Below are 24208 nucleotides of genomic sequence, written 5' to 3' on the forward strand. Positions count from 1 at the left end.
TAAGATCAGAACTGAAGTAAATCGTATGTTTCCTGAAACTAGAGGCATCTGCTAATGCCCAAAGCAAGTTCGATGTGCGTTTTGATTGTTGATGACCAGCAATCAATGCGCGGTATTTGTAAATTCATCTTGAACCAGTTGGGGTTCAAGAACGTTGTTGAAGCCAAGTCTGGGCGCGACGCGTTGCTTAAACTCGAATCCGCAAATGTCGACCTGATTATTTCAGATTGGAATATGGACGATGTTGACGGTTTGACCTTACTCAAGGTTATCAGAAAGCATCCGCGTACCTCTTCGATGCCTTTCATTATGGCCACTGGTCGTGGTGACAAAGAGCAAGTGAAGGAAGCAATCAGCTGTGGCGTGAATAACTATGTCATCAAGCCGTTTGATGCGGGAACGATGAAAAAGAAAATCGAAGCAGTTATTGGCGCTTTGAGTTAGACCAACCGCCAAATTACATACCAATTTAAGGCCTCTTTACTTCGGTAAAGGGGCCTTTTTATTTAGATTTGATTCAGGAGTTCTGTTGTAGTCTTGGTAACCAACAATAATTGTTCGAACGCGCGGGGGTAATAGCGCTCGAACGAATTTGCGCGAACCGGCGCTGTATTATTGAATTGCTCGTTCGAGGTGGAGAAGACTCGATGTTAAAAAGTATGAAGTTGCCAACAATCAAGATTTCCCAGAAATTGCCAATGGTCCTCGTGGGGGCGGCGCTTTTTGTTGCACTTGGGGTAGGGCTTGTAAGCTACCGGGTCAGCGAATCCACCGTAAACCAAATGGCGGAGCAAAGATTGTCGACGATTGCGTCTATACGCGCTGAGTCGATGACCGGGTTGCTGGAAAATATGAAAACCGACCTGCTGAAAACCGCAGGTGACGGGGCATTGGGCAGCTCATTGAGCGAGTTGCGAAGCACTTGGGAACAAGCTGACAAGAACCCGACAGCGTTTTTGCAAGAAGGTTTTATAACCAACAACCCTCACGCTGAAAACGAACGGCATCTGGCCAATACCGCTAAGCAATTCACAAACTACGATTTCTCGCATTCTCGCATCCACCCGAGCCTCTCCACTCAGGCGGTCAATGCGGGCTATCGTGACGTTTTGATGATTTCAGCGGATGGCGTTGTTGTTTATTCGGTGTTCAAGAATGTCGACTTTGCCACGCAGATTGAAGCGGGCACAATCCTAGATTCGCTCTACAAGTCAGCGCTTGAAGTACCAGAAGGCGAAGTTGCCTTCACAGATTTCGCGCCTTACGCAGCCTATAATGGCGCGGCGGCAAGCTTCATGGGCGCAAAGGTTCTCGATACAAAAGGCAATGTTGCAGGCGTCCTGGCATTTGGTGTGCCGATCGATACAATCGCAAACTTCGTTAGCCTGAAGAAGGGTCTTGGTGAAACTGGCGAAACACTACTTGTAGGTGCAGACAATTTGCTTCGTGTAGATTCAACATTTACCGAAGAAAATGATCAATTCACAACAAGTTTTGAAGCCGAAGCAATTACCGCAGCACTTGCCGGTGAGCAAGCGCAAAGCATCACCAGTGCTTACCGCAACGAAAAGATGCATGTTGAAGCAGTTCCTGTATCCTTCGCTGGTGTTAATTGGGCAATGGTCGCTGTAGAAAGCTTTGCGGCACTTCACAAACCAGTTGAAGAAATGCGCAACATGATGCTGCTCGTTGGCGGCGGAACAATGTTGATAGCTGTCCTAGTTGGACTGTTCTTCTCCCGTACGATCACAGGCAATATCTCAAACCTCACCGCAACCATGCGCGATTTGGCTGAGGGTGACCTTGATGTTGAAGTGCGCGGATCTGATCGCACCGACGAGTTGGGCGAAATGGCACGCGCGGTTGAAGTGTTCCGTGAGAACGGTATCAAAGTGCTGCAAATGACCGAGGAAGAAAAAGAAGCTTCACAGCGTCGCGGTGTTGAACGTCGCAAAATGATGGAAGAGTTGCAAAACGCGTTTGGCGCGGTTGTTGATGCAGCTGTCGATGGTGACTTCTCGCAACGGGTTCAAGCTGAATTTCCTGATGAAGAACTCAACCGTTTGGCGCATGGCGTGAATAACTTGGTTGAAACTGTAGATCGTGGTGTTGGCGAAACGGCTAAAGTATTGTCAGCGCTTGCCAATACAGACCTTACGCAGCGTATGGAAGGCAACTACAAAGGCGCCTTCAAAAAACTGCAAGATGATACCAACCGCGTTGGTGAGCAGCTAACAGAAGTTGTTGGCAAAATCCGCACAACATCACGTGGGTTGAAAACCGCAACAGGTGAAATTCTTTCAGGTGCGAACGATTTGTCTGAGCGCACGACTCGTCAAGCCGCTTCAATTGAAGAAACATCGGCTTCAACTGAACAGCTCGCCGAAACCGTTCGAGACAACACAGAGCGCGCTCAGAAAGCTCAAGCTTCAGCAAGCGAAGCCCGCTCAGTCGCCGAACGCGGTGGCCAGGTGATGAACGAAGCGAACGAAGCGATGCAGCGTATCACAGCATCTGCTGCGAAAATCTCAGATATTATCGGCATGATCGATGATATCGCGTTCCAAACCAACTTGCTTGCGCTGAACGCTTCGGTTGAAGCCGCCCGCGCCGGTGAAGCTGGTAAGGGCTTCGCGGTTGTGGCCGTTGAAGTTCGTCGCTTGGCACAATCTGCGGCCGAAGCGTCTTCTGAGGTTAAAGTGCTCATCGAGCAGTCTGGCTCTGAAGTGAACAGTGGTACCAAATTGGTGGCGCAAGCAGCGCAGAACCTTGATGGCATCGTTGAATCAGTTCGCGGCGTTACGGCATTGATGGACGAGATTGCAAGAGAAAGCAAAGAGCAGTCGAATTCAATCAATGACATCTCAATGTCAATTGCTGAGATGGATGAGATGACACAACGTAACGCATCATTGGTTGAAGAGACCAATGCAGCTATTGAGCAAACCGAGAGCCAGGCGAACGAGCTTGACCAGATTGTTGATGTGTTTGTCACTGATGGTGCAGCACGCCGCTCTTCGCAGTCGGTGCCCGCAGCTGATCCAGCACCGGCACCACAGCCGGCGACAGGTATTAAGGCATTGCAGCAAAAAGTTGCCACAGTCGCCAAGTCATACCTGTCAAATGGTAACGCGGCGGTCGACACAGACGCTGAATGGAAAGAGTTCTAAAACTCTGCCTACAAAGACTTTTGGAATTAAGGCGGCCCTTTGGTCGCCTTTTTCTTTTCTCAACACCAGCTAATCATTCTAGTAATCGCGGTAGCCTTGCGTTACCGCCATCACAATGTCTTGGTTTGGTGTGTAGTTTTCAGCTTCAAACCTAAACTGGGTTGGCGCAATTTTTGTCAGTTTGCCGTCCCAGCACAATGTCACGATGTTGCGCGGGTCAGACTTGTCCAGAGTGAGCCGGAAATTGCCAATCGTTCCTGCCCAATTATTGCCGGTTTGCAGGATGTAGCCCACTTCACTTATGAGCGGGTTGGCGATCTTGGCATTTATCTTCTCAAGTGCATTCCATTCGCCTTCGCTGGCGCAAAACTCTTTCTGGAAGTAAGCTTTGAAGCTCCAGTCGTCATAGGTGACGTCGCCTGCGAAAAACTGGCCGCCAATTATTGGCGCATAGCTATGGTCGACCTGCACAGCCACATTCGGTTCGAAGGTATACTGCCAAACATAGTATATTTCGGTTGTCCAGGCGCGTCGTTCATATCCATCGGCGTCTTTAACCAGCAATTTTTCTTGCCTTAGTTCATCCAACAAAACGACATTTTTCACGTCGTCATATTCGTTATCAAAACCAAAACTCCAGAAATCGTCAAACGGCGCGAGCGGCAGACCACGTTGTTTGAAGAAGTCAGTAACGTTGCGACCATCGTGTGATTTTATGTTGATGATCTCACGTGGTTCGATGGCAACGCCATCGATTTTGGTGGTGAAGTTGATAAATCTTGTGTCCGCAAAATGCTCTGGGTAGCTTTCATAAACGCTCTCAGCCGTAATCTTGGGCAATGGGAACGCTACAGTTAGGTTGGCTGGCGATCCGGTAATGTTTTTGTAGACATAACTCACCTTCACCAGGTCTTTGCTGACATAGAGGTCTTCGCTGAGCATACGCACCTTGTCAGTTTTTTCTAATACAATGCCGCCAGCCGATATTTTTGCCGAACTGTCATTTGCAACTGCATTGCCGTTTGCAGCCAGCAGACAGGCCGTAAAAATTGCAAGACTCTTTGTGCGCATGATTGTCTCCCTGTTTTTTTAAGATTGGCACAGGGCGCCGGTTTGGCAAATGATAAAGGTCAAACAAATACACCCGACCTTTTGTAAAGGCCGGGTGCGTGTTCAAGCCCACGAAAGGAAAGGGGGAGTGGGCCCGATAAGATGTCGTTTTAGGCAGGTGACATCGTGACATTAACATGATTTTTATAATCATGTTTAAATTGATTTGCAAGAGCCAATTGTAATTATGCGCCAAATGTCCCATTTGAATTGAGTTCAGAAAGCGAGACAGATGAATTCATTTAAACGGACAATGTGGCTGAGTGCTGGGCTTATCAGCTTCGGACTTGGGTTTGTCGGTGCCTTTTTGCCACTTTTGCCGACCACCCCCTTTATGTTGTTGGCGGTTTTTTGTTTCGCACGAAGTTCGGATCGGCTGCATAATTGGTTGGTAAACCATCCACAATTTGGCCCCGCAATCCAAGATTGGAATGAACGAGGTGCCATTGCGCCGCGCGTAAAAGTCATAGCAGTGCTTTCAATGCTTGCAGTGCTCGCAATTAGCTATGTGGTGGGTGTGCCTATGCACGTGGTCATCATTCAAATCGTCACATTGTGCGCTGTTGCAACCTTTATCCTTACTCGACCATCATCGTAATTCCATAATGTGGAATTGCATTCCATTTTGTTGACAGGTTCAAATTTTCCTCTATTCTCTGCGGTGGAATAAACGGGAGAATTTGAATGGCTGATACCTACATCCAATATGGAACACTAAAAGTTGCACAACCCTTGGCGGACCTTGTCACGGATAAGGTGTTGGATGGTTTGCCCCTTACAGCAGATCAGGTGTGGGCGTCATTTGAAAATATCCTCAACAGTCTTGGGCCTCGTAATCGCGAGTTACTTGCATTCAGAGAGACACTGCAAGCCAAGATTGACGAATGGCACAAAGCCCGCGCGGGCAAGCCAATTGATCAAGGCGAATACCAAGCCTTTCTCAAGGAGATTGGCTACTTAGTGCCTGAAGGCGGCGATTTCAAAATCGCAACCCAAAATGTAGATCCAGAAATTGCAAAAGTTGCTGGGCCACAACTTGTTGTGCCGGTTATGAATGCGCGCTTTGCACTAAATGCCGCAAACGCACGCTGGGGCAGCCTTTACGATGCCTATTACGGCACTGACGCTATTTCACAAGAAGGCGACCTCGCACCAGGCAAGGGTTATAACGCAAAACGCGGAGACGCCGTTATTGCTGCCGCCGCGGCATTTTTGGATGAGGCTGCTCCACTTATTAACGCAAAGCATGGAGATGTCATTCGCTATGAGATCTCAAATGCTAATCTCGTGGCCAAGCTTGAAAGTGGCGAAACACAACTTGCAGATCCGTCACAATTCTTGGGCACGCGCGACAACAAGGGCGCACTTGGCATTTTGCTTAAAAACAACGGTTTGCACATTGAAATTGTCATAGATCCGAGCGATCCAATTGGCGGGCAAAGCAGGGCCGGCGTCAAAGACATCAACGTTGAATCAGCGATGACTGCCATTCAGGATTGCGAAGATTCTGTCGCTGCAGTGGACGCAGAAGACAAAGCGGCAGTCTATGGCAACTGGTTGGGGCTAATGAAGGGCGATCTTTCTGCCAGCTTCCAAAAGGGCGGCAAAACGATGACCCGCGCACTCAATCCAGATTTGGCATTTGAAGGGAAAAACGGCGAAGCCATTTCGCTGCCTGGGCGATCCTTGCTTTTGGTGCGCAATGTTGGTCACCTGATGACCATTGACGCGGTTCTAGATAAAGATGGCAATGAGGTGCCTGAAGGCATGCTCGATGCGCTGATGACCGTTTTGTGCGCGATGCATGATCTGAAAAAATCAACAGGCATCCGCAACTCTCGCGCCGGCTCGATCTATATTGTGAAGCCGAAGATGCATGGTCCTGACGAGGTCAAACTCGCCAATGATTTGTTCAACTTGGTCGAAGATGAGCTTGGCCTTGCGCGCCACACAGTCAAAATTGGCGTGATGGATGAAGAGCGCCGCACGACCGTAAACTTGAAAGAGTGCATCCGTGCCGTAAAAGACCGGATTGTGTTTATCAATACGGGCTTCCTTGATCGGACCGGCGATGAAATTCATACCTCAATGCAAGCAGGCCCCGTTCTGCCAAAAGGCGTCATCAAAGGACAGCCTTGGTTGGCTGCCTATGAAGACTGGAATGTCGACAATGGCTTGGAAACGGGTTTTTCCGGCACCGCGCAGATCGGCAAAGGCATGTGGGCAATGCCTGATGAAATGGCGGAAATGGTTGTACAAAAGATCGGCCACCTAAACGCCGGTGCAAACTGCGCTTGGGTGCCATCTCCAACGGCAGCAACGCTGCACGCCATGCATTATCATCAGCTCAATGTGTTCGATCGCCAAGCTGAACTGGAAAAACGTGCCAAGGCCAGCCTCACTGACATTCTGACACCGCCATTGCTTGCTGGCCAAAACCTTTCATCAGAAGAAGTCTCCGCTGAACTGGAAAACAATGCGCAAGGCATTCTGGGATATGTCGTTCGCTGGATCGACCAGGGTGTTGGCTGTTCAAAGGTGCCGGACATTCATGATGTTGGTTTGATGGAAGACCGCGCAACTTTGCGTATTTCTTCTCAGCACATTGCAAACTGGCTGGAACATGGTTTGGTTAGCAAAGACCAAGTGATGGACGCAATGAAGAAAATGGCAGCTATTGTTGATCAACAAAATGCCGGCGATCCGCTTTATCGTCCAATGGCAGGGGACTTTGATGCTTCAATCGCCTTCCAAGCGGCTTGTGATTTGGTTTTTGATGGCGTGAACCAGCCAAGCGGTTACACCGAGCCAATTCTGCACCAGCGACGCAAACAAGCCAAAGCTGCCGCCTAGTCACCAAAGATGGCGCAAGTGGCAAACAAAGAGCAATCAAAAGGCAGCGTGCAGTCACTCAACCGCGCGCTTGCCCTTTTGCAATTGCTCGCCGAGCATCCAGATGGTCTTACCTTGGCTGAGATTGCGCCATTGGCGGAATTGGCGCCATCAACAACCCACCGCTTGCTTTCGAGCTTGCAGGCGTTGGATTTTGTTAGTTTTGAAACCGACACAAATCGCTGGTTTGTCGGGTTGGCGGCATTTCGAGCTGGAGCGGGATATTTGCGACGCCGCGATCATATCGCGACGGCGCGCCAAACCATGCGCGAATTGGTGGCGCAAACGGGGGAAACTTCAAACCTAGCGGTTGTGAAAAACGCAACATTGACCTTCGTGGCGCAAATCGAATGTAATGAAGCGATGCGCATGGCGGTGCCGCTGGGCGCGCGCGGGCCGCTTCACGCAAGTGCGGTTGGCAAGGCAATTCTAGCATTTAGCCCAAGCCCACAACGTGACAATACGATTGGGCAAATTGAGTTTTTTAGCCTCACGGAAAAAACCCACGGGACGGTTGAACAATTGCGTGCCGATTTTCAGCTCATTCGAGCGCGCGGCTACGCAATAGATGACGAAGAGCAATCCATTGGGCTTCGGTGCATCGGCGCACCAATATTTGATGAATTTGGCGAGCCAATATTCGCGGTGTCAATTTCGGGGCCCACCGTTCGGGTGAAAGCTGAGAAAGTAGAAGAACTTGCCGACTATGTGATGGCTGCTGCGCGACATATTACGGACCAAATTGGTGGCATTGCACCGCGCGCGAATTGACATTGAGTTCACAAAAAGTTGTTGGTAGCCGGTTGTAAAATTCTGCACTGTTGCCAAAACGCAGTATCAAACATTTCTGTTTTGCGTTATGTGTCGACCAACTCAAGAATAACCGACCGGAGGTGGAACCATTTCCGGCCAGCTAGATTTAGTGTGTTATGATTAAACAAATTAACCGCCGACAATTCCTCGCGCTTGGTACAAGTGCTGCGGCAACATCTGTGCTTGCTGCCTGTGGTGCTTCAGGTTCTGCTGAGTTGCGCGCTGCAAGCTTTCGCGATCAACAGCGTGCAGATTTAATGCGCTATGCCGCCATCGATGATGGTGAGTTCACAATTCCTGCAATTCCGGGTAACCGCATTGAGCGCCAATATTGGCGTCAAGTCGTCGATGATCCGTTTGGCGAAGTGCCAGGTACAATTGTTATCGACACACCAAACCGCTTCCTTTACCTCACCATGCCAGACAACAAAGCGATGCGGTATGGTATTGGCGTTGGCAAAGCAGGCTTTGAATGGTCTGGCCGCGCCACCGTGCAAATGAAACGCCGTTGGCCAACATGGACGCCGCCGCGTGAGATGATTGAGCGTGTGCCTGAGCTGGAAAAGTGGGCTAAGGGACAGCCTCCGGGGTTGGACAATCCCTTAGGTGCACGCGCGCTTTATATTTTTATGAATGGTCGCGATACACTTTACCGCATTCATGGTTCACCTGAATGGTGGTCAATAGGTTCAGCAGCTTCTTCTGGCTGTATCCGCTTGGTCAACCACGATATTGTTGACCTGTACGGTCGCGTGACCAAAGGTGCGCCGATCGTCGTAATCCCCGACAATCGTGTAACACCTGGCGCAGTTGCCTAAACGATCACTCGTCAGCGCGGTGATGCTTCAAAAACGTTGCCGCGCTTTGCACAATCTCTGGGTCGATATCGCTCACCAGTTTTTCATCGCGCCCTTTATAGTCAATATTGGACAACACACATTGCATGATCGCAATGCGCGCCCGTCGTTTGTCATTTGAGCGAATGATCGTCCAAGGCGCATGTTTGGTGTCCGTTCTATCCAACATGCGATCACGCGCTTCACTATATTCATCCCACATGCCTAAAGCTTTGCGATCAATCGGGCTAAGCTTCCATTGTTTTAGCGGGTCATGGCGACGGGCGTGAAAGCGTTTCCATTGCATTTTTTCGCCGATATTGAGCCAGAACTTAAAAAAGTGGATGCCTTCATCAACGATCATGCGCTCGAACTGCGGCGCCTCGGTCAAGAACTTTTCAGTTTGCTCAGCTGTGCAAAACCCCATGACGGGTTCCACCACCGCACGATTGTACCAAGAGCGGTCAAACAAAACTTGTTCCCCTCTTGTAGGTAAGTGTTTGGCATAACGCTGGAAATACCATTGGCCTTGCTCGCGCTCAGTTGGTTTAGACAGCGCAATTGTGCGGCTTTGGCGGGGGTTGAGATAGTTGAGATAGCGACGGATTGAGCCGCCCTTGCCAGCCGCATCGCGACCTTCGAACAAGGCGGCTACACGTCCACCTTCAGCGCTTAGATGACTTTGCAACTTCACCAATTCAATCTGCAAAGCCAACAAGGTCTTTTCATATTTTTTGGTGTCTAGCTTCTTTTCGTAAGGATAGTTGCCGCTCTGGAATGCGCCTTCGTCGATTTCTTTGTTCAGTTTTGGATCATCTAAATCAAATGGGGCAGGGCGATCGGCCATAAGGTTCCTACTTTTGGATTGCTAGATTGCGTGTGTGAATAGTGTTATAGCTTTGAAAGTAAAGTCAAACATCTGTCGCATCAATTTTACATTAAACGTGTAAACGTGTTTGCTTCAAATTTGCTTTCGCTTTCGGTTCAAAATTTCAAGCATTGTAATCATGGGGTCTAATTCAATCGATAATCCAACTGAAGTGCAACGCTGGCGCGATCGTTTCTACGCCGCGCGCTGGGTGCTTATTACCTGCGTTCTCGTATTTGTCGGTCTTTATGCGACAGGCAAACTTGGCTTTGTTGATGCGCTGCTGGCGTTCTCCTTGATATTCCTTGCAACCATTGCAGTGCCACGCCGCGCGCGGCTAATGCGCAACGAATTGCCAATGAACAAAAAGAATAGCATTTGGCCCGACATTTCTCTTAAACGTTTCGCCGAGTCTCTTGCTGACCCTTGTCTGATTGTCGATCGTCGCGCCATTCTGCGTTATCGAAATAATGCCGCAGCGAGCGAGTTCCCGGCTTCAACTGTTGGCGACCCACTGGCGTTTTCCCTTAGAAATCCAACGTTTTTGAACACAATTGATCAAGCAATATCTGGCAACAAGCGTGTGACGGGAGAGTTTCATGAAACGGTGCCTGCTGACAGCTGGTACCAAATATCCGTAACACCGCTCGAAGCAAAAAAACCGGGCGTCGCCCCAAGCAAGAGATCTGAGCTTTTGGTTGTCTCAATCGTCAATCAAACAGCTCAACGCATACACGATCAGATGCGCGCCGACTTTGTGGCTAATGCCAGTCACGAATTGCGTACGCCTTTGACGTCGCTCATTGGCTTCTTGGACACATTGCGTGGTCCGGCTGCTAACGACCCTGCCGCGCGCGAAAAGTTCATGGGCATCATGCATACCCAAGCTGAGCGTATGTCGCGCTTGATTGACGATTTGCTTTCGCTCTCTCGGATCGAATTGCGCCAGCACATGCGCCCGACAGATAAGGTTGATGTTGCCACTATCTGCAAAGAGGCTATTGAGCTTTTGCAGCCGCAGGCCAAGGAAGAAGACATCACAATCAGTTTTGACAAGGTTGTTGAAGAAGCAGTTGTTTCAGGGGATCGGAACGAATTGATGCAAGTGATGACCAACTTGGTCGAAAACGCCATCAAGTATGGCACAAGCGGCAAAAAGGTAGATGTGCGTATTGTGCCATGCAATCTGCACACCAATCACAAGTTGCGTATTGAAGTGCAAGACTACGGCCAAGGCATCCCCGCTGAACATGTCCCACGCCTAACAGAACGATTCTATCGCGTGGACGCTGAATCTTCGCGCCGCAAGAAGGGTACGGGCCTTGGCCTGGCAATCGTAAAGCATATTATAGGACGCCACCGCGGCGACTTGCAGATTTCATCGCGAGTCGGTGAGGGCACCAAGGTCAGCATCTGCCTATCGTGACATAATGTGTCACAAACATGCGTTACTCACAGAAAGTTTCGGAAATAAACGTTATATTTCAATTGGATATACTGTCATCTAATTGTCATTTAACTGACATAAAACGTCATTGTCGCCGCCATATTGTGCGCCCAGTTCGATCAGCTAGCCCAGCCAAAGGAAAAGCGGGCCAGCATTAAGAAGATCGGCTGATAGTTTTATGTTTCGAATGTGAGCTCTGAAAGGCAGACATCATGAAATTCGCCACTTACGCAAGCGCAGCAGCAATTCTCGTTGCTAGCTCATTGGCAGCTACCGGCGCGCAAGCCCGCGACCAAATCTCAATTGTTGGTTCATCAACAGTATTCCCATTCGCTACAGCGGTTGCTGAGCGTTTCGGTCAAACCACTGACTTCCCAACACCAGTTGTTGAATCAACCGGTTCAGGCGGTGGCTTGAAACTGTTTTGTGAAGGCGTTGGCGAAGGCACACCAGACATCACCAATGCTTCACGTCGCATCAAAAACAAAGAGATCGACAAATGTAATGCCAATGGCGTGACAGCTGTTGAAGTTAAAGTCGGCTTTGACGGCATCGTTCTTTCAAACGCAAAGTCAGGTGCTGACTTGAACGTAACGCGTGAGCAAATCTTCCTAGCATTGGCTAAGAACGTTGTGGTTGACGGTGAAGTTGTTGCGAACCCATATACATTCTGGTCAGATATCGACCCATCTCTTCCAGCTGAGCCAATCGAGGTTCTTGGCCCTCCACCAACATCAGGCACACGCGATGCGTTTGTTGAACTTGTGATGGAAGAAGCCTGCCAAGAAGGCATCGAAGAAGAAGCATGTTCAGAAATTCGCGAAGATGGCGCGTTCATCGACGCTGGCGAAAATGACAACCTGATCGTTCAGAAGCTTGAAGCGAACCCTTCAGCATTCGGCATCTTCGGTTTCTCATTCCTTGATCAAAACGCTGACAAGATCAAAGGCGCAAATGTTGATGGCGTTGAGCCAACATTCGACGCTATTGCGGATGGCGACTACCCAGTTTCACGTTCACTATTCTTCTATGTGAAAAAAGAGCATGTGGGTGTTGTTCCAGGCATCATGGAATATGTTGCGGAATTCACAAATGAAAATGCTTGGGGTGACGAAGGTTACCTTACAGAAAAAGGCTTGATCCCACTTCCAGAGGAAGATCGCGCCAAGTTTAAAGCAGACGCCGAAGGTTTGGTTGCTGCACAAAAGATGTAAGAATCTTTAAGTTATGCACCGCCCCGACTTTACAAAGGGGCGGTGTTTATGCTCGTTGAGGGCAAAATTATTGGGGGCATGTCGTGCAAATCTGGCTCACCTTATTGGTCGTAATCGCCGCAAGTGGTGGTTTATTCTACACCGGTCGTAGCCGTGCCCTAGCCATCACCAATGGTGATGCGACGACACTGCACTCAAAGCCCGCCTTCCACGGCGGCATGTTGCTGATTTGTGGCATTCTGCCTGCAGCATTTGTATTTCTTGTCTGGACTTTTGTGTCGCGTTATTTCGCAGACGCATCCGTTGCAAGCTTGCTTGGCGAAGAGTTTAAGGCGCTGACCGAGCTTGAGCAGGGTGCATTCTTGCGGTCTGCATTTGGCTTTTCGCAAAGTCAGAACATTGGTGACGTAACCGCGGTCGAGCTCACTGCAATTGAAGGCTATCGCAACTTCTACAATTTCTCGAACCTTGTTGTTCAACTCATTATGGCTGGCTTGGTTATCGGTGGCGGCTATTTGGCTTGGCGCCAAATTCGGGTCGATCTGCGTGCACGTCAGTTTGTAGAAGGCGCTGTTTCAGCCGCGTTGATCGCCGCCTCTGGTGTCGCGATTCTCACAACACTAGGCATCGTTCTTTCGCTGATTTTTGAAAGCATCAACTTCTTCCAAAAAGTTCCGTTCTTTGACTTCTTGTTCGGCACACATTGGAGCCCGCAAAGCGCGTTTGAAGGTGTGGGGTCAGAAGCGACAGACCGAAATTCTGAAGTATTTGGCGCAATCCCAATTTTTGCAGGCACATTGCTGATCACAACAATTGCCATTTTGGTGGCAGCGCCGATTGGGCTCATGTCCGCTATTTACCTTTCAGACTATGCAACACCGCGTGTTCGCGCCGCTGCCAAGCCAATCTTGGAAGTGCTAGCCGGTATTCCAACGGTTGTTTATGGGTTCTTTGCAGCGCTAACAGTTGCGCCGTTCTTGCGCAATTCAGGCGAAGCGGTTGGCCTTTCGGTTTCGTCCGAAAGTGCTTTGGCTGCAGGTCTTGTGATGGGGATTATGATTATCCCGTTTGTGTCGTCGCTTTCAGATGATGTGATCAACTCTGTTCCGCAAAGCCTGCGCGATGGGTCAGCTGGCCTTGGCGCCACGAAGTCAGAAACTATTCGCCGGGTTATTCTTCCCGCTGCGTTGCCTGGCATTGTGTCGGCCCTAATGTTGGCCATCTCGCGTGCAATTGGCGAAACAATGATCGTGGTGATGGCTGCAGGTCTTTCTGCAAACCTAACTGCAAACCCACTCGAAGCAGTGACCACCGTTACGGTACAAATTGTGACCTTGTTGGTGGGTGACCAAGAATTTGACAGTGCAAAAACCCTCGCAGCCTTTGCGCTTGGCTTGGTGCTGTTCTGTGTAACCTTGATGCTTAACGTTGTCGCATTGCGCGTCATCCAGAAATATCGAGAGCAATATGACTGATTTGGCGGACGACAAATTGCAGCAATTTACCTCAGTTCATACCTCGGAAGAAGCGCGAGCCAGATTGGCCAAACGCTATCGCACGGAATCCTATTTCAAATGGATTGGGCGCGCAGCGATTGGCGTATCGGTTGGTTTCTTGTTGCTGTTGCTTTCTTCTGTGGTCGGCCAAGGTCTGCCAGCATTCACCTTCAACTTTGTCAGCTTGCCATTCAACCTGACGGCTCAGAACCTAGGTACTGATGGTTCAGACTATGATGCCTTGAAGCAAGCCGACTATGATGGGATCATTCGTGATGCAATTCGGGGTGAGTTCCCAGAAGTGACATCACGCAAAGGCAAACGTGCTCTTGGCGGCATATTGTCTTCCGGATCATCCGTTTATCTTCGCCAGCAAATCTTGGACGACCCATCGATTATTGGTTCGAACAAGCAGGTTGAAGTGCCGATTTCAGATTTTGCCGACCTATATCTAAAGGGCCAGATTTCGGGCAGCACATATACTGACGGCAAAGCGAACCTAAAAATCGAAAATCAAGGCAAAGAATATCGCCTGATTGCAGATTCTCCGATATTCGCCGATGCTCTGGCCTCTGCTAAAACGCAACTAGGTGTTCAAGTCGCATCATTGCGCAACCAACAAGCCGGTGCCTTGCGCTCCAAAGCGAAGTTGGAAGGCGAAATTATAGCGCTGCAAGAGCGCTTGCCCAACACGACCGACGCCGCGGTGAAGGAGCGTTTGGAAAAGACGCTAGCGAAAACGGAAAAAGACCTAGCAATTTTGCTCAAGCGAATTGACGCTTTAGAAAAGCAGGCCGTTGCGCTGGATGAACGGATTGCGAATAAGGGATTGGGTGAAAATCTCACCGGCGAAATGCCTTCAAGCCTTTTATATGTTGGCGACAGTGTGCTGAAACTGACCTCGGTAACACCGAATACAGCAATGGCCGTGGCTTATCTGCCGTTGGACGAGACGGTTACTGAAGCCGCGAGCGGCACTTGGCGATTGCGCACATTGGATGTTGTTGAAGACAACCGCAAATTCTCAGACCAAGAGATTGTTTGGACGGACCAATTGGCCGAGCGCGGCTATGTGCGCAATGGCTTTAACTCGATCTTCTTCACCCGTGGCGCTAGCCGTGAGCCAGAAATGGCCGGTGTCTTGGGTGCGGTTATTGGTTCTGCCCTAACATTGATCGTCACATTGGCGCTGTCATTCCCATTGGGCGTGGCCGCAGCGATATATCTTGAAGAGTTTGCCCCGAAAAACCGTTGGACGACCATTATTGAAGTGAATATCAACAACCTTGCAGCGGTGCCATCCATTGTGTTTGGCTTGCTCGGTTTGGCGGTGTTCCTCAACTATTTCGAGCTCGATCGATCTGCGCCATATGTGGGCGGTATGGTGTTGGCATTGATGACATTGCCCACAATCATTATTGCTTCACGCGCTGCATTGCGCGCGGTGCCGCCTTCCATCCGCGAAGCGGCTTTAGGTATCGGGGCCTCCCGCTTGCAAACGGTAACCCATCACGTGTTGCCGCTAGCAATGCCAGGCATCCTAACCGGTACCATTATTGGTATGGCGCAAGCATTGGGTGAAACCGCGCCCCTCCTGATGATTGGTATGGTCGCCTTTGTGGTTGATGTGCCAGCGGCCTTCTCAGATCCCGCCACGGTCTTGCCCGTGCAGATCTTTATGTGGGCCGATTTCCCTGAACCCGCTTTCCAACAACGTACATCAGCTGCCATTATGGTATTGTTGGCGTTCTTGATTGCGATGAATGCCATTGCAGTTGTGCTGCGTAAACGATTTGAGCGTCGCTGGTAGTCCCAGCATCGCGAAACCAAATTTGAAGGTTCGAAATGAGTGTAGCAACCGATATTCTGCAGCCGAGCGTGAAAACGGCCAATGAAACCGTCAAAATGTCCGGGCGCAATGTGTCCGTTCACTATGGTGAAAAGCAGGCTTTGTTCGACGTCGACCTCGATATTGTCGCTAACCAGGTGATTTCGCTGATCGGCCCATCTGGGTGCGGTAAGTCGACCTTCTTGCGTTGTCTCAACCGCATGAACGACACTATCGACATTTGTAAAGTGTCTGGCGAAATCAATCTTGAGGGCCAAGACATTTACGACAAAGCTATCGACGTGGTGGAACTGCGCGCACGCGTTGGCATGGTTTTTCAAAAACCAAATCCATTTCCAAAGTCGATTTATGAAAACGTGGCTTATGGTCCGCGTATTCATGGCATGACCCGCACCAAAGACGAACTTGATGAAATCGTCACCTCATCTTTGCGCCGCGCTGGTTTGTGGGAAGAGGTCAAAGACCGTCTTGATCAACCTGGTACTGGCTTGTCTGGCGGTCAGCAACAGCGTCTGTGCATTGCGCGCGCCATCGCAACAAAGCCTGAAGTTTTGTTGATGGATGAACCATGCTCGGCGCTTGATCCGATCGCGACAGCGATCATTGAAGAATTGATTGACGAACTGCGTGAAAATTTCACAATTGTCATCGTGACGCACTCCATGCAGCAAGCAGCGCGCGTCAGTCAAAAAACAGCATTTTTCCACCTCGGCAAGTTGATCGAGGAAGGTCCGACCGAGCAGATTTTTACAAATCCGCATCATAAGAAAACCCAAGATTACATTACCGGTCGGATCGGGTAATATTTAGCGGCGAAAGGGCAGCAAAATGGCCAACGCATCGAACGAACATATTGTAACGTCGTATGAAGACGAACTGACTGAACTCACCCGCGCCATCTCCGAAATGGGCGGCATGGTCGAAGTCGCAATTACCAACGCCACTCAAGCGCTGATCCGCGTGGATCATGAATTGGCCAAGAAAACATCAAAAGCGGACAAAGCAGTTGATGATATGCAGCGCTATATCGACGAAAAAGCGGTGTCCATGATCGCTCGCCGCCAGCCGATGGCCGGTGACTTGCGCCATATCGTTTCAGCTATTCACGTGGCCAACGATTTGGAACGCGTCGGCGATATCGCCAAAAACTTGGCCCGTCGCGTGAAGCACATTGATAGCCAACGCGTATCCAAGCAGCTTTATAATGGTATTCGACACATGTCGGATTTGGCGCTCGCGCAAATCAAACGCTCGCTCGATAGTTTTACATTGCGCGATGCGAACATTGCTTTGGATGTGTGCCGTCGCGATGACGAAGTTGATGCGCTCTATATCTCGCTGTTCCGTGAGTTTCTCACCTATATGATGGAAGACCCGCGCAACATCACCGATTGCACGCATTTGTTGTTCTGCGCCAAAAACTTGGAGCGCGCTGGGGACCACGCCACCAATATCGCAGAGGCCGCCTATTATTTGAAAACAGGCGAGAACCTTTATTACGATATTGAATCTGGCAAAGTTGATCTGCACTAACCACTAGCGATTTGAAAACTGGATGACGAACTATGGCGCCCTTCATCTTAATCGTTGAAGACGAGGCTGACCTTGCGGTCATGTTGCGGTACAATCTAGAAGCTGAGGGCTACCGCGTAGCCAGCGCTGAAAGCGGAGACGAAGCTTCGTTGCAGCTGCAAGAAGAGCTACCAGACCTGATATTGCTCGACTGGATGTTACCTGGATTGTCCGGCATCGAACTCTGTCGTCGCTGGCGCACGAAAGAAGAAACGTCGCGCATCCCCATCATAATGATGACAGCACGTGGCGAAGAAGAAGAGCGTATTCGTGGCCTTGCAACAGGTGCTGACGATTATGTGGTGAAGCCGTTCTCCGTGCCTGAATTGCTCGCCCGCGTAAAAGCGCATTTGCGCCGCGCCAACCCAAGTTTAATGTCCACCAGCCTCAAATCTGGTGACATAGAGTTGGATCGTGAAACCCATCGGGTTAGCCGCTCAGGTAAAGAAATTCACCTCGGCCCAACCGAATATCGTTTGCTCGAATACCTCATGCAAAGCCCAGGCCGCGTTTATAGTCGCGAACAATTGCTTGATGGCGTTTGGGGCCACGATGTCTACGTTGATGAACGAACCGTCGATGTGCATGTGGGCCGCTTGCGCAAAGCCATCAACCGCGGTCGCGTCAAAGACCCAATCCGCACCGTCCGCGGCGCTGGCTATGCATTTGACGAAAAATTCGCGGTGGCAGGTTAGAGATTAAACCATCTCAATAAGCTGAATGAGATTGCCGCATGTGTCGTCGAACGTGGCGATTCTGTATGCGCCGGCATCGGTAACCTCTTGGGTAAACTTCACGCCAAGATCCGCAAGCCGCTTGTGTTCTGCCGCCAAGTCATCGACTTGGAAGGATGCCAGAGGAATGCCATCGGCAACCAGCGCTTCGCGATAAGGGGCGACGGCGCGGTGGACGCTTGGCTCCAGCAGCAATTCTACTTCGCCGTCTTCGCCATTTTGCGAAACGGTCAGCCAGCGATATTCCCCTACTGGAATGTCGTTTTTGATCTTGAAGCCAAGAACTTCGGTGTAAAATTTTGCCGCCTTTTCTTGGTCATCCACATAGACGCCTGTAATATAGATTTTCATGTTCCGGCTCCCCTACATTCGCAATTCATTGTGCAGCGCAGGGGCAGATAGTCAAATGCAGACTAGACCAAGCAACAAAAAACCGCCCCAAAAGGGCGGCTTTGCAATCTGTCGATCAACAATTAAAGATGCTTAGCTCTTCTTGCGACGATCAAGCGTATGGTAAGCGCGCTTGGAGTGGAACTCGCAATAAGGCTTGCCTTCGTCCGAATTGCGACCACAGAAGTGGAAATCATCATTGAGCGGATCGCCGATTGGCCACTTACACGTGGTTTCGCTAAGCTGCAACAGGCTGATGCGCTCTTCAACCGGAATGAAAATCTCAGCTTCTTGCGCAGTTGCAAGCGCCACATTGGCGTCAACTTCGGTGTTCATTTGCAAAGCGTTCGCGCCTGAAACAGGGGCATGAACCGTTTGGCGACGACGAGGCGTGCTTGAAGTGTTCCCGCTCACAGAACCACCAGTTGAAGCTGGTCTTCTCGGTGTTGAAGGACTAGCGCTCGTGCTGCGCGGCTTACGCGCACGTGGTGCTGATGGCGCAGGCTTTGCCCGGCCAGAAAGCTTCAAACGGTGCACTTTGCCAATAACCGCATTTCGGGTCACGCCTTCGCCCAATTCTCCAGCGATTTGGCTTGCGCTAAGACCTTCCATCCATAGTTTTTTCAAAGTAGCTACGCGTTCATCAGTCCACGCCATGAAGATCCTCCGCAAATAAGGCCAGATAGAATCCGATATCCCGCCAAAAAATGAGATTTTGGCAAACATACCATCCATCGTATTAAGTGTAGGTCCGCCACACGACATCTCGTGCCCCTACTAGAAGCACTTTACCGGATCGGCTGAATCAAAGACAAGGGGCCAACAAACTTATCCTCTTAAAAAATTGCTAATAATCCACCGATTGGTCACCAAGACGTGACCAAAGGCTTGTCAGATTGACAAATGGCCCTAACAAAAGGCATAACGAAGCGCAATAAGGCGTGCATCGTGATCAACGGGCACGTCTTCTTGTTTCACAAAATGTAAAATCCTCACACGCCAGCTATGGCGTTTTGCCTATTAGGAAAGAACAATGTCGGCTCTTTATAAGAATTACGCCCGGTCCGAAGTCGCCTTTGAAAGGGGCGAGGGCGTCCGACTATTCTCAACAACGGGCGATGAGTATTACGATTTTGCGGGCGGCATTGCGGTGAATGTAGTGGGTCACGCGGACCCGCACGTGGTCAACGCAATCAAAAAGCAGGCCGAAAACCTTTGGCATGTGAGCAATGTGTTCACGATCCCAGAAGCTGAAAAGCTTGCGCAACGGCTGGTGGATGTCAGCTTTGCCGATATGGCCTTTTTTACCAACTCAGGTGCTGAAGCAATGGAATGCGCGATCAAAACCGCGCGCCGCTACTTCTACGATTTAGGTGAACCCGACCGCTATGAAATTATCACGATGGAGGGTGCGTTTCATGGCCGGACATTGGGCACGATCGCAGCAGGCGGTAATCCTTCCTACTTAGAAGGCTTCGGCCCCAAAGCTGAAGGCTTCGTGCAAGTGCCACGCGGGGATATTGATGCGCTCAAAAAAGCGATCACACCTAAAACCGCTGCAATTCTGTTTGAGCCAATCCAAGGCGAAAGCGGCATCAATATTTTAGACGTCGAGTTTTTGCGTGACGTACGCAAATTGTGCGATGAGCACGGTTTGCTGTTGGTGCTCGATGAAATTCAATGTGGCTATGGCCGTACCGGCAAAATGTTCGCTTATGAATGGGCGGGCATTGAGCCAGACATTATGGCTTTGGCCAAAGGTATTGGCGGCGGTTTCCCATTGGGTGCATGTTTGGCGACAGACAAAGTTGGTAGCGCCATGGTGCCCGGCACGCATGGTTCAACCTATGGCGGCAACCCGTTGGCTTGCACTGTGGGCAATGCGGTTTTTGACCGGGTTAGCGAAGAGGGTTTTCTTGATCACGTGCAAGAAATGGGCAAGCACCTTGCTTGGCACTTGCAGCAACTTGCGCAAAAATACCCAGACCAGATTGTGGAAATTCGTGCCAAAGGGCTAATGGTCGGCATTAAGGTTTCATCGCCTGTTGGTGATGTGGTTGCGGCCCTCCGGGATGCAAAGTTGCTCACGGTTGGAGCGGGTGACAATGTGGTGCGTATGTTGCCACCGCTCACTGTAACTAAAGACGAGATTGACGAGGCGATCCGACGAATGGATGCTGGCCTAAAGTCACTGGCCAGCGCTTAAAACGCCCGCATTCAACTCTCAGAATTAGACTTTTCAAAAAGGAAGCCCGTTATGACAACGGCAGCAGTTAGACATTTTCTAGACATCAATGATTTCTCTAAAGAGGAATTGCGCAAACTTTTGGATTTGGCCAAGGCGATCAAGTCGAAGCTGAAAGCTGGTGAAGAAACACCGCTTTTAAAAGGCAAAATCTTGGCGATGATCTTTGATCGTGAAAGTACCCGCACCCGCGTTTCATTTGATGTGGGCATGCGCCAGCTTGGCGGACAAACTCTGATGCTCACTGGCCAAGAAATGCAATTGTCACGCGATGAAACGATTGCCGACACAGCGCGCGTTATGTCCCGCTATGTGGACGCGATTATGATCCGCTTGCTCAACCACGATGATCTGCTCGAACTTGCAGGCGCTGGATCGATCCCAGTGATCAATGGATTGACGCGCATGTCGCACCCTTGCCAAATTATGGCAGATATTATGACTTATGAAGAGCATCGTGGTCCGGTAGACGGCATCAAGATTGCTTGGCTAGGCGACAGTAACAATGTGCTCGCCTCTTGGGTGCATGCAGCTGACATTTTTGGCTGTACCTTGAATATCGCCTGTCCTGAACAATATAGCCCAGACCAAGGCATGCAAGCGGATATCGCCAACGCAAATGGGCGCATCAAAGTGATGCGCGATCCAGCCGAAGCGATCAAGGATGTTGACTTGGTGATCACAGATACATGGGTGTCCATGGGCGATTTGGATGCCAATATCCGGCGCGAAAATCTTGCGCCTTACCGTGTTGACGAAACTTTGATGGCAAAAGCAAAGCCAGATGCACTATTTATGCATTGTTTGCCCGCGCACCGTGGCGATGAAGTCACTTCTGGTGTAATGGACGGGCCGCAATCTGTAGTGTTTGACGAAGCAGAAAATCGTCTCCACGCGCAAAAGGCAGTTTTGGCGTGGGTGTTTGGAATTGAGGAGCTCTAATGAGCGATGATTTTATGAAGGCAGTCGGCCTTGATCGTCCCGAAAGTGGGGACGACACGGTGCTGCCATTTGCTGTTGAAACGCTGGACGTGCGCGGGCGTTCCGTGCGTCTTGGTCCAGCCCTCGACGTTATTTTGCGCCGCCACAATTACCCAGCGCCAGTGGCGCGGGTTTTGGGCGAAGCAATTGTGTTGGCTTCTTTGATTGGGTCGTCGCTAAAGTTTGAAGGGCGCTTTATCCTTCAAACCCAGACCGATGGTCCCGTGAACCTAATCGTTGTCGATTTGCAGACGCCAAATGGCATCCGCGGATATGCACGGTTTGACGAAGAGGCTTTGTCCAAAGCGGCGGAAAAAGGTGAACTAGCGCCAGAGCAATTGCTCGGTAAAGGCACCATGGCGATGACCATTGACCAAGGCGAACACACCAGCCGCTATCAAGGCATTGTCGCGCTTGATGGCTCTGGCTTGGAAGCGGTGGCACATAACTATTTCCAACAGTCAGAGCAAATCCCAACCATGGTGCGCTTGGCTGTTGCTGAAATGCAGAACAAGGGTGATGTGCAGCCTAAATGGCGTGCTGGCGGCGTACTGGTTCAGCATCTGCCTGAACATGGTGGCCGCACCATGCCTGATCTGCCCGGCGATGGCGATCACCAAAACCCTGAAACCGCAGATGGTGACTTTGAAGAAGAAAATGGTTGGGTTGAAGCCAAGGCTCTGACCGAGACCATTGATGATTTGGAGTTGGTTGAACCGGACCTTTCGTCAGAACGCTTGTTGTTCCGCTTGTTCCACGAACAAGGCGTGCGTGTTTTTGAACCAATGGACATGGTCGAGAAATGCGGCTGCGACGCGGACAAAATTGAATTGATGCTCGGTCAATTCAGCCAAGAAGACATTCAATCCATGATCAAAGATGGTGAGATCGAAGTGACTTGTGAGTTTTGCTCAACTCAATATTTCTTCAACCCGAACATGTTCGGCATTAACGAAGAGTGATCTAATCGACCGGTTCATTCCGTAACCTTTCCAAAGTTTCATTTGTTGTAGTCGATCATCACGATTACCATTTGCACGAATTGGAATTGGGAACATGGACGGACCGGTCGAGATGCTACACAAAACGGGCAATCAAGAAGCTGAAACAGATGGCACGCCGAAGCCCAAGCGACGGCGTGTGTCGATTTTTGGCATTCTCTTTCGTGTTGTGTTGGCAATTGCCATTTTCGTCGGGGCTGGTTTTTACGCTCAGGTGATGATTGCGGACAAGCCCGAACCGCCTAAGCGCGAACCGCGCGAACGCACATTTACCGTGCAGTCTTTCCCCGCCCAATATGCCAACTATCAACCAAGCTTAACCTATTTCGGCGAAGTAATCGCTGCGCGCAGTCTTGATGTGCGGTCGCAAGTTGCAGGCAAGGTCGTGCAATTGGCCGACAATTTGGCTGTTGGCGGCTCTGTTGCTGAAGGCGAGCTGCTCGCAACCATAGATGACTTTACCTATCGTGGTGCGCTCACCGAGGCAGAAGCAAGCCTTGCCGAAGCAAAGTTCAGTTTGGCCGAAGCCAAAGAGCGATTGAACATTGAAAACGCAAATCTTGAATTCACGCGCAGCCAATATGATTTGTCGGTGCGCGATTTAGAGCGCGCTAAGTCGCTACTTGAGGGCGGTTCGATCACGCAAAAGACAGTCGATGATCGCGAGCTTTTGGTTTCACAACGCCAGCAAGCGGTCATTCAACGTGAGAGCAATATCGTTATCCAGCAAGCGCAAGTTGATCGCCAAGAAGCATCGCTTGAACGCATTGAATGGCAAGTCGAGCGCGCGCAACGCAACTTAGATGACACGAAGATTTTCGCGCCGTTTGATGGCATTATCACCGCAAACAATATTGAAGAAGGTCGCGTGATCTCCAACAATGAAGTGCTGGTTTCGCTTTATGAAACATCTGCGCTTGAAGTGCGGTTCACCATGTCTGATCAGCAATATGGGCAGTTGGTGGCCGACGGGCTGATCGGTCGCGAGATTTCTCTTGAGTGGGAAGTGGAACCGCAACCTATTCTAGCGAAGGCTGTTGTTTCCCGCGTGGGCGCGCAAGTCGACGCAACCAAGGGCGGTGTTGAAGTCTTCGCCACAATCAAAGGCGACGACAATACCCAACTGCGGCCCGGTACCTTTGTTAAAATCGCTGTGCCCGGTCTGAGCTTTGAAAACGTATTGCGGGTGCCTGAATCCGCTGTTTACGACAACTCATACATATATGTGGACATTGAGGGGCGCATGGCGCAACGCAATGTTGAAATCGTTGCGCGCGATGGCGATCATCTTCTGATCTCAGCGCGTATTCGCCCTGAAACCTCAATTATCACCACGCGCATTGCCCAAGCTGGTGAAGGTGTCGCCATCATCAATGAAGGTGAACCAGCCCCGTCGCCATTTACGCGACCAAATGCGGGCGATCGCCAGCAAGGTGGGCAACAAGGTGACGAAGGCCGCCCCAATGCCGGTGAACGCGGCGAAGGTGCCAATGCTGGTCAAGGCAATGGTGAACGCAATCCAAATCGGCCAAACCGCCGCCCAAATAACGGGACTGGCAGTGGCATAGCAACAACGCCGGGTAACTAGAG

Annotated in this window: 20 protein-coding genes and 2 pseudogenes; 18 read left to right on the forward strand and 4 right to left on the reverse strand. The window is 50.3% G+C overall.

The genetic code is table 11. The annotated features are described in order from the left end of the window. Positions 1 to 54: 54 nt before the first annotated feature. Complete coding sequence (locus tag QQL65_RS08870; protein ID WP_284363747.1) at positions 55 to 444, forward strand: response regulator; 390 nt, start codon at positions 55 to 57, stop codon at positions 442 to 444. A 203-nt stretch (positions 445 to 647) separates the two neighbouring features. Further along, positions 648 to 3170 carry a methyl-accepting chemotaxis protein gene (locus QQL65_RS08875; protein WP_284363749.1) on the forward strand — a complete coding sequence of 841 codons (2523 nt, stop codon included), beginning with the start codon at positions 648 to 650 and terminating at the stop codon, positions 3168 to 3170. A gap of 78 nt (positions 3171 to 3248) precedes the next feature. Here the strand turns inward: QQL65_RS08875 and QQL65_RS08880 are convergent, their stop codons facing one another. After that, on the reverse strand, positions 3249 to 4241 hold the full coding sequence (locus QQL65_RS08880; protein WP_284363751.1) for a DUF4424 family protein: 993 nt from the start codon (positions 4239 to 4241) through the stop codon (positions 3249 to 3251). A gap of 271 nt (positions 4242 to 4512) precedes the next feature. On the opposite strand from QQL65_RS08880, the gene QQL65_RS08885 reads away from it, so the two are divergent. From QQL65_RS08885 to QQL65_RS08900, 4 genes are all read left to right on the forward strand, one after another. Beyond that, a complete protein-coding gene (locus QQL65_RS08885; RefSeq protein ID WP_284363753.1) occupies positions 4513 to 4878 on the forward strand; it encodes a YbaN family protein in 366 nt (121 codons plus the stop codon). A gap of 86 nt (positions 4879 to 4964) precedes the next feature. Continuing rightward, entirely contained in the window at positions 4965 to 7133 is a 2169-nt protein-coding gene (locus QQL65_RS08890) for a malate synthase G (protein ID WP_284363754.1), read from the forward strand. Between the two features lie 18 nt (positions 7134 to 7151). Next, positions 7152 to 7943, forward strand: a complete 792-nt coding sequence (locus QQL65_RS08895; protein WP_284363756.1) for an IclR family transcriptional regulator — start codon at positions 7152 to 7154, stop codon at positions 7941 to 7943. 158 nt (positions 7944 to 8101) lie between these two features. Further along, positions 8102 to 8803 carry a L,D-transpeptidase family protein gene (locus tag QQL65_RS08900; protein ID WP_348529141.1) on the forward strand — a complete coding sequence of 234 codons (702 nt, stop codon included), beginning with the start codon at positions 8102 to 8104 and terminating at the stop codon, positions 8801 to 8803. Positions 8804 to 8807: 4 nt separating this feature from the next. On the opposite strand, the gene ppk2 is transcribed toward QQL65_RS08900, so the two are convergent. Further along, positions 8808 to 9668 (reverse strand): polyphosphate kinase 2, encoded by an 861-nt coding sequence (gene ppk2 / locus QQL65_RS08905; RefSeq protein ID WP_284363758.1) that lies wholly within the window; start codon positions 9666 to 9668, stop codon positions 8808 to 8810. Positions 9669 to 9828: 160 nt separating this feature from the next. On the opposite strand from ppk2, the gene QQL65_RS08910 reads away from it, so the two are divergent. From QQL65_RS08910 to phoB, 8 genes and pseudogenes are all read left to right on the forward strand, one after another. Next, on the forward strand, positions 9829 to 11115 hold the full coding sequence (locus tag QQL65_RS08910; protein ID WP_284363760.1) for a sensor histidine kinase: 1287 nt from the start codon (positions 9829 to 9831) through the stop codon (positions 11113 to 11115). Positions 11116 to 11348: 233 nt separating this feature from the next. Next, complete coding sequence (locus tag QQL65_RS08915; RefSeq protein ID WP_284363763.1) at positions 11349 to 12350, forward strand: PstS family phosphate ABC transporter substrate-binding protein; 1002 nt, start codon at positions 11349 to 11351, stop codon at positions 12348 to 12350. A gap of 83 nt (positions 12351 to 12433) precedes the next feature. Beyond that, on the forward strand, positions 12434 to 13825 hold the full coding sequence (gene pstC, locus QQL65_RS08920; protein WP_284363765.1) for a phosphate ABC transporter permease subunit PstC: 1392 nt from the start codon (positions 12434 to 12436) through the stop codon (positions 13823 to 13825). Continuing rightward, positions 13818 to 14306, forward strand: a pseudogene (locus tag QQL65_RS08925) (DUF3333 domain-containing protein); the annotation flags it as partial. The gene pstC and the pseudogene QQL65_RS08925, both read left to right, overlap by 8 nt. Before the next feature lie 534 nt (positions 14307 to 14840). Then, positions 14841 to 15656 (forward strand): annotated as a pseudogene (pstA, locus tag QQL65_RS08930) (phosphate ABC transporter permease PstA); the annotation flags it as partial. Between the two features lie 35 nt (positions 15657 to 15691). Continuing rightward, positions 15692 to 16498, forward strand: a complete 807-nt coding sequence (gene pstB / locus QQL65_RS08935; RefSeq protein WP_284363767.1) for a phosphate ABC transporter ATP-binding protein PstB — start codon at positions 15692 to 15694, stop codon at positions 16496 to 16498. 25 nt (positions 16499 to 16523) lie between these two features. Next, positions 16524 to 17228 carry a phosphate signaling complex protein PhoU gene (phoU, locus tag QQL65_RS08940; RefSeq protein ID WP_284363769.1) on the forward strand — a complete coding sequence of 235 codons (705 nt, stop codon included), beginning with the start codon at positions 16524 to 16526 and terminating at the stop codon, positions 17226 to 17228. 32 nt (positions 17229 to 17260) lie between these two features. After that, positions 17261 to 17962 carry a phosphate regulon transcriptional regulator PhoB gene (phoB, locus tag QQL65_RS08945; RefSeq protein WP_284363772.1) on the forward strand — a complete coding sequence of 234 codons (702 nt, stop codon included), beginning with the start codon at positions 17261 to 17263 and terminating at the stop codon, positions 17960 to 17962. 3 nt (positions 17963 to 17965) lie between these two features. Here the strand turns inward: phoB and QQL65_RS08950 are convergent, their stop codons facing one another. Both QQL65_RS08950 and QQL65_RS08955 read right to left on the reverse strand, forming a co-directional pair. Further along, positions 17966 to 18352, reverse strand: coding sequence for a VOC family protein (locus QQL65_RS08950; RefSeq protein WP_284363774.1), 387 nt, complete (start codon positions 18350 to 18352; stop codon positions 17966 to 17968). 132 nt (positions 18353 to 18484) lie between these two features. Then, complete coding sequence (locus tag QQL65_RS08955; protein ID WP_284363778.1) at positions 18485 to 19048, reverse strand: GcrA family cell cycle regulator; 564 nt, start codon at positions 19046 to 19048, stop codon at positions 18485 to 18487. A gap of 376 nt (positions 19049 to 19424) precedes the next feature. Between QQL65_RS08955 and QQL65_RS08960 the strand changes: the two genes are divergently transcribed. The 4 genes from QQL65_RS08960 (at position 19425) to QQL65_RS08975 (ending at position 24206) form a co-directional block, all read left to right on the forward strand. Then, complete coding sequence (locus QQL65_RS08960) at positions 19425 to 20597, forward strand: aspartate aminotransferase family protein (RefSeq protein ID WP_284363780.1); 1173 nt, start codon at positions 19425 to 19427, stop codon at positions 20595 to 20597. Between the two features lie 51 nt (positions 20598 to 20648). Continuing rightward, positions 20649 to 21578, forward strand: a complete 930-nt coding sequence (gene argF / locus QQL65_RS08965; protein WP_284363782.1) for an ornithine carbamoyltransferase — start codon at positions 20649 to 20651, stop codon at positions 21576 to 21578. Next, positions 21578 to 22579, forward strand: coding sequence for an Hsp33 family molecular chaperone (locus QQL65_RS08970; RefSeq protein WP_284363784.1), 1002 nt, complete (start codon positions 21578 to 21580; stop codon positions 22577 to 22579). Before argF ends, QQL65_RS08970 begins: the two co-directional genes overlap by 1 nt. 94 nt (positions 22580 to 22673) lie before the next feature. Next, on the forward strand, positions 22674 to 24206 hold the full coding sequence (locus tag QQL65_RS08975) for an efflux RND transporter periplasmic adaptor subunit (protein WP_284363787.1): 1533 nt from the start codon (positions 22674 to 22676) through the stop codon (positions 24204 to 24206). The last annotated feature ends 2 nt before the right edge of the window (positions 24207 to 24208 follow it).

The sequence above is a fragment of the Maritalea porphyrae genome (assembly GCF_030159895.1).
Taxonomy (GTDB): Bacteria; Pseudomonadota; Alphaproteobacteria; order Rhizobiales; family Devosiaceae; genus Maritalea; species Maritalea porphyrae.

Coding starts and splice junctions, on each gene's coding strand:
- QQL65_RS08870 (WP_284363747.1), top strand. CDS start 55: ATGCCCAAAGCAAGTTCGATGTGCGTTTTGATTGTTGATGACCAGCAA.
- QQL65_RS08875 (WP_284363749.1), top strand. CDS start 648: ATGTTAAAAAGTATGAAGTTGCCAACAATCAAGATTTCCCAGAAATTG.
- QQL65_RS08880 (WP_284363751.1), bottom strand. CDS start 4,241: ATGCGCACAAAGAGTCTTGCAATTTTTACGGCCTGTCTGCTGGCTGCA.
- QQL65_RS08885 (WP_284363753.1), top strand. CDS start 4,513: ATGAATTCATTTAAACGGACAATGTGGCTGAGTGCTGGGCTTATCAGC.
- QQL65_RS08890 (WP_284363754.1), top strand. CDS start 4,965: ATGGCTGATACCTACATCCAATATGGAACACTAAAAGTTGCACAACCC.
- QQL65_RS08900 (WP_348529141.1), top strand. CDS start 8,102: ATGATTAAACAAATTAACCGCCGACAATTCCTCGCGCTTGGTACAAGT.
- ppk2 (WP_284363758.1), bottom strand. CDS start 9,668: ATGGCCGATCGCCCTGCCCCATTTGATTTAGATGATCCAAAACTGAAC.
- QQL65_RS08910 (WP_284363760.1), top strand. CDS start 9,829: ATGGGGTCTAATTCAATCGATAATCCAACTGAAGTGCAACGCTGGCGC.
- QQL65_RS08915 (WP_284363763.1), top strand. CDS start 11,349: ATGAAATTCGCCACTTACGCAAGCGCAGCAGCAATTCTCGTTGCTAGC.
- pstB (WP_284363767.1), top strand. CDS start 15,692: ATGAGTGTAGCAACCGATATTCTGCAGCCGAGCGTGAAAACGGCCAAT.
- phoU (WP_284363769.1), top strand. CDS start 16,524: ATGGCCAACGCATCGAACGAACATATTGTAACGTCGTATGAAGACGAA.
- phoB (WP_284363772.1), top strand. CDS start 17,261: ATGGCGCCCTTCATCTTAATCGTTGAAGACGAGGCTGACCTTGCGGTC.
- QQL65_RS08950 (WP_284363774.1), bottom strand. CDS start 18,352: ATGAAAATCTATATTACAGGCGTCTATGTGGATGACCAAGAAAAGGCG.
- QQL65_RS08955 (WP_284363778.1), bottom strand. CDS start 19,048: ATGGCGTGGACTGATGAACGCGTAGCTACTTTGAAAAAACTATGGATG.
- QQL65_RS08960 (WP_284363780.1), top strand. CDS start 19,425: ATGTCGGCTCTTTATAAGAATTACGCCCGGTCCGAAGTCGCCTTTGAA.
- argF (WP_284363782.1), top strand. CDS start 20,649: ATGACAACGGCAGCAGTTAGACATTTTCTAGACATCAATGATTTCTCT.
- QQL65_RS08970 (WP_284363784.1), top strand. CDS start 21,578: ATGAGCGATGATTTTATGAAGGCAGTCGGCCTTGATCGTCCCGAAAGT.
- QQL65_RS08975 (WP_284363787.1), top strand. CDS start 22,674: ATGGACGGACCGGTCGAGATGCTACACAAAACGGGCAATCAAGAAGCT.